This window comes from Candidatus Pantoea gossypiicola, assembly GCF_008632075.1.
GTDB lineage: Bacteria > Pseudomonadota > Gammaproteobacteria > Enterobacterales > Enterobacteriaceae > Pantoea > Pantoea gossypiicola.
On record NZ_VWVM01000038.1, the window covers coordinates 1 to 9,307 of the forward strand.

Genomic DNA, 9,307 nt, shown 5'->3' on the forward strand with positions numbered 1-9,307 from the left:
CGCTGGTACACTATATTGTACAGGCAGGCGAAACGTCCGACGCCGAAGCCTTTGTACGCGAACTGGCACAGCGTGTGCCGCAACACGGAGACGCACTTATGACCATCGCACAGCAGCTTGAGCAGAAAGGCATCCAGAAGGGTATCCAGCTAGGCAGGCAGGAAGGCAGGAAGGCAGGCAAGCTGGAAGGCAAGCTGGAAGTTGCCCGCACCATGCTGCAGAACGGCATTGACCGCAATACCGTCATGAAAATGACCGGCCTGACGGAAGACGACCTGGCACAAATCCGCCACTGACTTATTCAGCGGCCTCTCCGGCCGCGCTGCTGAGCCGCCACGTGCAGCCGCCCAGGAGGTCATTCCCCCATCGTTCCGTCACGCACAGGTCATTCTGCACCTTCAGAAACATCACGGGCTTGAGTACGATTTCGTCAGGAATGAGGCCCCCGTAGTGCCTTACCAGTACCTTTCCCTCACTGTACCCGGAACGGCCCGCCCGTCCGCGGTGAAAGGCCCGGATGCAGTTGTCCGGGTGCGCCCTGAGTACCTGCAAAATTGATTCCCTGTCCATCATTATCTCCTGATTCCGGAACATCCACTGTAATCAGTAATGGATGGTTTACTGTTCAGTAAATGCAGACTCTGACTCTGCTCCGGTTTCCTTACACCCTGTTTTAACTGACGGTAACGCGCTCAGCCTGAAGATGTCAGCAGAAGCCTGTCCCGGATGCAGGTCCAGCTGCCATCCACAGCGAATGAACAGTTGTACCAGCCCTGCCACAGAACCGGACACGCGTGCCATAAGCATCCCAACCTGCCAGCCCTCGTCATTAAATGCCGCGTCCAGACTGCTCCGGGATATAAATATATTATTCACTGCCGTGTTCAGGCTCACTGCATGACGTCCGGACCATTCCCGATCGCTCAGCAGACGGTAATTCCAGTGCATATCTTTCGCTGTTTCCAGGGCGTACGTCAGCCGGAAAAGGTCATTCTGCTCTGAAAGTAAGCCGGTGCAGGAGCGCCAGAGATAGTCCAGCTTGCCGGGTAATTTTGCCCCGGTCCCGTACTGGCGGCCCTGCTTCAGCAGCCACTCAATGTCGGGAGCAACTTCGCGGGCAAAGCGGTGCTGCTTCAGGGCGGTGGCCAGCCATCGGGTGAGAAAGAGATTTTCCTGGGCGTCAGAGCTGACGGTCCCGTCCTGCCGCGCCAGGGCCAGCGCGGTCAGGGCGCACCACGCCAGATGGCCGGATTTTTCGGTCAGCGTCACGGCGTGCTGTCCTCCTGAATATTCTGAGTTGTTATTTTAGCGAGTCCCGGCGGCGGGTAAAACCCGGAAACGCGGTGGCCGGGCGGCAATTTTCTTTCATTTGGCAACCCATAGCGGTACCCATTTGTAGCTCAGGCGCTGCACCGTTATCGCGAACAGGTCGGGGCTGCAGGAGCATGGTTCGGCTTGAACTATTACCTGTTACCGGGAATGATGCCGGGGCTCGCCGGCATGGTGCAGCAACTGGGACTGGTTCTGACAATCTGTGCGGCTATGGCTCTGTTGTGCAGTGTTTCACGTGGGTGAACCGACAGGCGGAAGCGCCTGTAATGCAAAGCCCCGGCGTCGTGGATATGTTCAGTGAGACACGACGACAGGTTTTATCTACAACCAGTGGTGCAAAATGTTGCTTACAGGCTATCTGCAGGGCACTGGTATAATAATGTCCTCATCTTTTCATTGTGAGGTATCCAACATCTGTGTGTCGTATTTTCCAAAAAAGGAACGCTTTTATGTATTCTGAAAACAAAAGAATTATTATTACCGGCGGACCGGGGTCGGGTAAAAGTACGCTGCTGGATTCTCTGCGCGCAAAAGGTTTTCCGACGGCAACTGAGGCCGGGCGCGCAATAATAAAAGATCAGGTAGCGATCGGCGGAAATGCGCTGCCATGGAAAGACAGGGAATCTTTTGCCGAACTAATGCTGAACTGGGAGTTACGCTCCTGGCATGAGTCAGCCCAAAGCAAAACGCCATTTTTCTTTGACCGGGGGCTGCCGGATGTTGTTGGTTATCTGGCGCTCTGTAATTTGCCCGTGCCGGCGCACATTGAAAGGGCAATTGAACTATTCCGGTATTCACAAACCGTGTTCATCGCGCCGCCATGGGAAGATATCTTTGTGCAGGATACGGAGCGTAAGCAATCTTTCAAGGAAGCAGTTCAGACATTTCATGCAATGGTTGAGTCTTACAGCAGACACGGATATAACCTCATCAGGTTACCTCTTTGCGGACCAGAAGAGCGGGCCGAATTTATTTTATCCGGCCAGTAGTCCTGCGTGTTCAATACCTTTGTCAGCCTGAATTATGGTGGTCAAGGCAGCAGTTTCTCTCCGATATGCTTCTGATAAATCATCCAGCGCTATCGCCGGCTAGCCTGACACTGGAAGTTTTGGCTCTGTATTTAGGGAAAAGTTTGGATATCGAATTATTATGCGTTAAGACGGCTTTTTAATCAGACGCTGCTTCTTCATAAAATGCCTGTATGCGGCAGACCTGCGAAGTACGGTAACCGTGGCAGGATTGCTGAGTGCGCGGTAGGTTGGAGACAGGCCGCCATTATCGCGACGGATGCCAGCGTCCACGAGTGTTTCATGCGGTTCGTAACCTCGTTTATATTTTAAAACAAGGCGTCATTTATGCCAGCATTCCTTCCGCCCACGACGTTCACCGCGCGTCGTACACTCGCACCCGCTCAGAGGACGCCTCTGCGGAATGTTCCTGCCCCTGTTCAGGGCCGGCTCAAAAACCCGCGCGCGTCGCTCACGCTGGTTTCTCACGGCCCGGGGCGCGATGGCGGCCCCCCCCCATCACGCGAATCCGACATCCAGCCGATCGTAGCCGTCCCGTATCACTCATATAAGACGAGTAAAAGCAATCTCTCACCGACTGTCAGCTGTCGGGTTCTGGTTAACTGGTTCTGTCAGGGTCAGTCTGGATAATGAAAATTATGGTCCGGCAAGCCTGTTTTTTAAACCGACTTATCTGTGGCAATAGAGTGTACCACAGTGCTGTGTTTCCAGGGGAATTGACCTTAACCGGATAAGCTGAATAAAATACCGCAAAAACAACTACTGAAAAGCGATAGCCGCTGACGTAAAATTAATCTGTTGATCATTGGTATTGATTAACTAACGTGCTTAAAGTACAAAAATTTCTGTTCTCCAGACTACCTCCTGTTCATCCAGAGCCCGATATCTACCAGGGTGGTTAATGTGACATAACCCGTTAATTTTACTGCTTTTATCCGTCAGGCATGTCCTTGCCGGAAGGTGAAGCATAATTATTCCGAAAAAGGAATGTCTTTTTCCTTTCCTAAAAAATCATTGCACGCTCGCAGGTCGGCAATACTGAGGATCCCCTGCTCTTTTTTTAATGTCAGCCTGGCAAGCAGGTAATTATAACGCGCTTCCGATAAGGAGCGCTGGGCGCGATAAACTGTGGTTGTTGCATCCAGCACATCCAGCATCGTACGTGTGCCAGCCTGATAGCCATTCAGAGTGGCTTCCTGTGAAGCTTGTGCAGATTTCACTGCCTGTTCATTCGCCTTAATACTGGTGACAGCGGAATTAATATTATTAAATGCTGAGCGGATACTTTTCATTATATTACGGTGCACGCCTTCTTCCTGCTCGCTGGCAGAAATCAAGTCATATTCAGCCTGTTTTACTCTTGCAGATACCCCCCCTCCGCTGTAAAGGGGAAGCGATAAACTGACACTCACCTGATTTGAGCCAGAAATACTTTTGCCGAAATGCTCATCGTAACTGGATCGGTTGCCTGAAATTCCTATTGAAGCATTCAATGAAATCGTTGGCATATGACCTGTCTGAGCGGTTTCAATCTCGGCTTTAGCTATTTCACGCGACAACCGTGAAGACCAGAGCCGCAAACTATGGTTTTCCGCCTGCTTCAGTAAACCCTTGACGTCAGACACTTTGTTGGCTTTAAAATGCTCGGTATTCAGGGCAGCTAAATGCTTCCAGTTCAGACCGCTTGCTTCCCTCAGTGCTTCTGCGCTGTTATTGACCTCATTTTGTGCCGAGACCTCAGTGGAAAGGACCTGGTCATATTGTGCCCGGACGTTTTGCATATCCGTAACGGCAAGAGAGCCTGCCTGAAATTTTAGCGTCGTCTGCTCAAGCAAACGACAAACAGAGTTTTTCTCAGCTTCGGTATAAGAAAGTGTATCAACTGATTTCAGGACATTAAAATAGGCGGTCGCGACATCAAGGATCAGGCTTTGTTGTGTTGACCAGTAGGTAACCTTCCTGAGATCAGCCTGTTTTTCCTGCAGAGTCAGAGCCTGCCAGGACGACATATTAAAAAGAGTCTGGCTCAGAGAAAGCGTGCCACCGGAAGACCGGGAATGCGCCCCCGCATTCTCTCGCGCTCCCTCCGTCCACCCTGAACTACCAGAAAGGCTTAGCTGAGGAAGAAGAGCACTTCTCGCAATTTTTATTTCTTCACCAGCAGCATCATTATCAGCCGTTGCTACCCGAAGGTCTGGAGAAGTGAGTTGCGCAGCCTGATATACCTGCATAAGATTTTCGGCATGTACATAAGTGCCGAGGCCTGCAAGGCAAAGTCCTGCTAACCAAAGAGTAAACTTTCCAAACATAATTCCAACCCTTTACAAATACACGTGTTACAGGCACAGATATTCTATAGTCCCCTGAAGACTGGAAATAAAAACAACCTGTAAAAATAATATTCTTGATTATTTTTTATAACTAATGCGTCAGGCCTCACCTAACCAACTTATTCATGGGCGAGCGAAACAAGCGGATTTTGTCTGGCGGCTATCCGGGCAGGCAGCCAGCCGGAGATGACCCCTGAGAACATGGAGCATGAGAAGGCTATCAGCATCGATGATACAGACAGGTGGATATCCCAGCCCGGCAGCCAATGTTTCAACACCTGAGTAGTAATGGCAGACAGAAGCAGGCCTGCTGCGCCTCCGGTCAGGCAAACGAGAATGGATTCAATTAAAAACTGGAGAAGTACATCCCGCGCCCTCGCCCCAATAGCCATTCGTATACCTATTTCCCGGGTGCGCTCGGTGACAGAAACCAGCATAATGTTCATCACTCCTATCCCCCCCACAATGAGTGAAACACTTGCAATCAACGTCAGAAAGAGGCGGAAGGTACCGGTTGTTTTCTCAATGCTTTTCCGTATGGTGTCTGAATTCCTGATGTAGAAATCTTTTCTTCCATGATAGAGCACCAGTAAATTGGTCAGTTTCTTCTCTGACTCTGCCCCGTCCGCCCCTTGTCGAAGTTTTACGCTAACAGAATTAAGCCAGCCTGTGCCGGTCAGACGTGCAGCCACCGTGGTCCATGGCAGCCAGATATGCAGCCCTTCCTCCCCTGTCGAAGGTTTCTCTTTTACTACACCCACAATGATCACAGGTATTGTACCGATTAGCATGACTTTACCCGTTACGTCAGTATCTCTCGGAAACAATCGCCGTCGGAGACTGCTGTTCAGAATAGCTACCTGCGCCCCCGCTTCTACCTGAGCGTCAGTAAAGAACCGTCCTTCACTGAAACTCAGCTCAAAAAGATGAGCATAATCGCTGCTTACCCCGCTGATGCTGGCCTGTATATCCCGACTGCCAAAGCGGACCCGCTCTGAGGATGAGACAGTGGCTGACACTGCCTGCACCCAGGGCTGTTTCCTGATAAGAGGAATATCGTCATAGGTAAGGGATCGCTGAAACACTTCATCACCGATATCACTGCCGGGGTAAATCGTTATGCTATCCGTCCCCATACTATGGAGATTTTTCAGCACCTGGTCCTGCACAGCATCCCCCAGCAAGATAAGGATGACAACGGAGGCAATACCAATGACAATACCCAGCATTGTCAGAAATGTGCGGAGCTTTCTGGCCCATATAACCCGCCATGCCATTAACAAGGCGTCAGTTGAGCTGCTGGCAAACCAGGTGAGTGGGGAGATACTCCGCAGAGGCAGTGGCATATTAAATCCGGGTTCTCTGCAGTCAGGAATGGCAGTAATCCCCCCTTTCGTGCCCTTCACATCGTTAATAATCGCACCATCACGCAAAACGATGACCCTGTCAGCCTGACCTGCGATAGTGGCATCATGGGTTACCAGGATAACAGTATGCCCCTGGTCGCATAACTGCCGGAGAGTCAGCATAATGTCGTGCCCGGCCTTACTGTCAAGCGCCCCGGTAGGCTCATCGGCCAGGATTATCTGACCGCCATTCATCAGTGCTCTGGCAATACTCACCCGCTGTTGTTGTCCACCGGAGAGCTGTGAGGGTAAATAGTCTTTACGCTCTTCCAGCCCCAGTGATGCCAACAAACTCTCAGCCCGGCGTCTGCGAAAGTTACGGTTTTGCCCGGCATAGATTGCTGGCATTTCAACGTTTTGCGCTGCTGTAAGGGATGCCATCAGTTGATATCGCTGGAATACAAAGCCAAAACGTTCGCGGCGAAGTCCGGCCAGCGCGTTATCATTTAACGCGGTGATATTCATATCTGACAGTTTATAAGTGCCGCCGGAAGGGCGATCTAATCCACCCAGAATATTCATCAGCGTCGATTTACCTGACCCTGACGGCCCCATTATCGCTACCATCTCCCCCGAAAATATGGATAAGGAAATATTCTTTAGCACGTCAACTTTTTTATCTCCTACCCAGAAGTGACGGTAAATTGCTTTGAGTTCGATGAGCGGCATCATTGGTTTCCCCTGTCCGGTAAGCTACTCACAATTACTTCATCTCCATCCGTGATGCCCCGGATAACTTCCGCATCCGTATCATTTTGCACACCAATCGTCACATTTGTCCTGACAGCCTTACCGTCACGCAAAAGACTGACTTGATAACTTCCATCAGAAGTCCTCTCCTCTAACGCGTTTAGCGGAATGGTCAGTACATTCTGGTCTTGTCTGAGTTCAATATGGATCTGAGCAGTCATCCCCAGGCGGAGAACGCCATCCGGGTTAGGTACTTCGAACAATACGTCATAAAAGGTGGCATTACTGACAGTTTCCGGGGTTGGAAGAATAGCTTTCAGCTTCCCCTCATAACGCGTTTCAGTATCCCCCAGAACTGTAAACCAGGCTCTAAGACCAGTCCTGAGACGTATAATATCGGCCTCAGAAACCTGAGCCCGGACTAACATTATCTTTAAGTTTGAAACTGTCATGAGAGTAGGGGCCTGCTGAGTGGCGACCAGCGTTTGTCCTTCAGCGGCCTGAATTGCCGTAACCACACCTTCAATGGGAGACGCAATATGTGTGAAGCTCAGGCTGGTTTTAGCTGCAGCATTCAGGGCTTTCTGGTTTTGTATCTGGGCATCTACGGTATTCACCTGTTCCTGCGCCACGGTAAAGTCGGTGACAGCTGACTCGAAGTCTTCCTGGGAAATCGAATGTGTCCTGATCAACTGCCGCTGACGGGCAAGTCTACTCTGGCATAATTTAAGCGTTGCCAGAGCCTGACGGCGCTGAGCAAATAGAGCCGCCAGGGAAGCCTCCTGCGCCTTGATTTGATTTTCGGCTTGCTCGGGGTCGATTATCGCCAAAAGCTGATTCTTTATTACATGCTCACCGATATTAACATTGATGGATTTTAACTGACCACTTACCTGGGCCCCGACATCAACTTTTTCTTTTGCTTCAAGTTTGCCTGCGACAAGAATTTCCTGTTTAAACATGGAGCGACTGATGGTCACTGTATGATAAATAGTTTCAGGGAAATTATGTTTGACCCGCACCAGAAACAAAGCAAAGAAAAAAATTCCAGTTACAGCAAAAATAATTTTTTTATTTAAAATACGCATAAATAGATGTTCTTTCAAAAGAACGCTGACTAACAGTGGCAGCCACTGTTAGTCAGCAGACGGGACGTTTAACTCTCGCGATTAAATGCGTAAGATAATATATTTAATATGTTAGTAACGGTCACCTGTTTGTTCTGAAATATAATTAGAAATGTTGCTGCAATTAGGATATGCTTCACTAACTTCAGCATTAGTACGGGCGACTTTGGCCACCTGCTCATCCCACATGTGAGAGCATTCTGCCGTGGCATCGTTCCACTCAGAAGAATATTTATTAGAATACATGCTATTGACCTTGGCATAGCACCTGTCTCGTGAGGTGAGGCTGGAATCCATATTCCAGATAATTTTATTGTCACTATTTTGAGTGACAGGAATCGTAAATTTCGAATCAGGACAAGTGATGCCGAGAGCGGCATTCATAGCACCCCACATACTTGCTGATACCTGATCGACAAAACCTATCATTGAAATGCCAGCCAACAAAACACTTACAACTTTTCTATTTACCATAACAATACCCATCTCAAATAATAACTGATTACTTTCTTAAAAAATTTCCCTATCAAATTAATATGGCCAAAACAGTACCTCGCCAGCACACTCAGGAGTGACTTCCGGGATGCCGGCGTGATAATCATGCACCTCTGGCCGTTTTAAAATCCACATCTTTCCGGAAAAAGGTTAATAGTAGGTTTGGTCGCATCCTGCGGCAGGCATTATCGGTCGGAAGTATATTTACGTCAATACCGCTCCATATGCAGAACACGGAATAATTAAGAGCCGATCGATTAATACCTATATATCACCTGGCTTTTTGCACTGCCACACTTATGATAAGCTACTGATAAATAAGGACATTATAGATAATTTCAAACATAACAGGAGGCGCTTTCCAGAAAAGAAAACTCAGGAAAATTCACTTTTGTTTGGTAATTATTTAAGTATATAACACGGACATATTAAACACTGAAAAAAAAGCACCCAGACAAAATTACACTCACTTCCCCTTCCGGCAATATTGATTATAAAAATGGAGGAAAAGTTTGGTTCTTGCAGCCAGGCACTGGAGAGCGCCCCATAAAAAAGGCAGGTCATATAGTAAAGAATTGCAGAAGCCCGGGCCGGATATCTCAAACGTTCCGAGAGGTTCTTTATCGATCCGTTCTTTTATTTTAACGCGTTGCTGTCGAAATCTTTGTTGTTATGGGGGTAAAACCATAAACGTAACGCAGCCCCGACTGCTGCAGCGCCTCAAGCCCGCCGTAAGCCCGCCCTTCTGAGAAGGTATGGTTCCAGTCCATGCCGGTCGTGATGCCGGTGTTAATCAAATCATAAGTGGCAAGGCGAACGGCTGCGAACCCTTCTTTATGCGTGATATCGGTCTGTACAAAGTCACAGTCAGAGAGCCAGGCGAAAAGCTCCTGTTTATT

8 protein-coding genes are annotated in these 9,307 nt (G+C 49.1%); 2 read left to right on the top strand and 6 right to left on the bottom strand.

The features are described from left to right. On the top strand, nt 1–296 hold a 296-nt coding region (locus F3I20_RS23395), incomplete at its 5' end, for an Rpn family recombination-promoting nuclease/putative transposase (RefSeq protein ID WP_150019663.1). 322 nt (nt 297–618) lie between these two features. Here F3I20_RS23395 and F3I20_RS23400 read toward each other — a convergent pair. Continuing rightward, entirely contained in the window at nt 619–1,269 is a 651-nt protein-coding gene (locus tag F3I20_RS23400) for a DUF2913 family protein (RefSeq protein WP_150038638.1), read from the bottom strand. 512 nt (nt 1,270–1,781) lie between these two features. On the opposite strand from F3I20_RS23400, the gene F3I20_RS23410 reads away from it, so the two are divergent. Beyond that, the gene (locus F3I20_RS23410; RefSeq protein ID WP_150015766.1) at nt 1,782–2,321 is read left to right on the top strand and encodes an AAA family ATPase; all 540 of its coding nucleotides are present in this window, start codon (nt 1,782–1,784) and stop codon (nt 2,319–2,321) included. 1,010 nt (nt 2,322–3,331) lie between these two features. Here the strand turns inward: F3I20_RS23410 and tolC are convergent. The 5 genes from tolC to F3I20_RS24040 form a co-directional block, all read right to left on the bottom strand. Beyond that, nucleotides 3,332–4,669: an outer membrane channel protein TolC gene (tolC, locus tag F3I20_RS23415; RefSeq protein WP_150015765.1), complete on the bottom strand. Its 1,338-nt coding sequence runs from the start codon at nt 4,667–4,669 to the stop codon at nt 3,332–3,334. A 140-nt stretch (nt 4,670–4,809) separates the two neighbouring features. After that, nucleotides 4,810–6,768 carry an ABC transporter permease gene (locus tag F3I20_RS23420; RefSeq protein ID WP_150015764.1) on the bottom strand — a complete coding sequence of 653 codons (1,959 nt, stop codon included), beginning with the start codon at nt 6,766–6,768 and terminating at the stop codon, nt 4,810–4,812. Further along, nucleotides 6,765–7,874, bottom strand: coding sequence for a macrolide transporter subunit MacA (gene macA, locus F3I20_RS23425; RefSeq protein WP_150015763.1), 1,110 nt, complete (start codon nt 7,872–7,874; stop codon nt 6,765–6,767). Before macA ends, F3I20_RS23420 begins: the two co-directional genes overlap by 4 nt. A 111-nt stretch (nt 7,875–7,985) precedes the next feature. Beyond that, a complete protein-coding gene (locus F3I20_RS23430; RefSeq protein WP_150015762.1) occupies nt 7,986–8,387 on the bottom strand; it encodes a hypothetical protein in 402 nt (133 codons plus the stop codon). A gap of 662 nt (nt 8,388–9,049) precedes the next feature. Beyond that, on the bottom strand, nt 9,050–9,307 hold a 258-nt coding region (locus F3I20_RS24040; RefSeq protein WP_223811744.1), incomplete at its 5' end, for a hypothetical protein.

Excerpts from the sequence above, each read along its gene's own strand:
- F3I20_RS23420 (WP_150015764.1), bottom strand. The coding sequence starts at position 6,768 with ATGATGCCGCTCATCGAACTCAAAGCAATTTACCGTCACTTCTGGGTA.
- tolC (WP_150015765.1), bottom strand. The coding sequence starts at position 4,669 with ATGTTTGGAAAGTTTACTCTTTGGTTAGCAGGACTTTGCCTTGCAGGC.
- F3I20_RS23430 (WP_150015762.1), bottom strand. The coding sequence starts at position 8,387 with ATGGTAAATAGAAAAGTTGTAAGTGTTTTGTTGGCTGGCATTTCAATG.
- macA (WP_150015763.1), bottom strand. The coding sequence starts at position 7,874 with ATGCGTATTTTAAATAAAAAAATTATTTTTGCTGTAACTGGAATTTTT.
- F3I20_RS23410 (WP_150015766.1), top strand. The coding sequence starts at position 1,782 with ATGTATTCTGAAAACAAAAGAATTATTATTACCGGCGGACCGGGGTCG.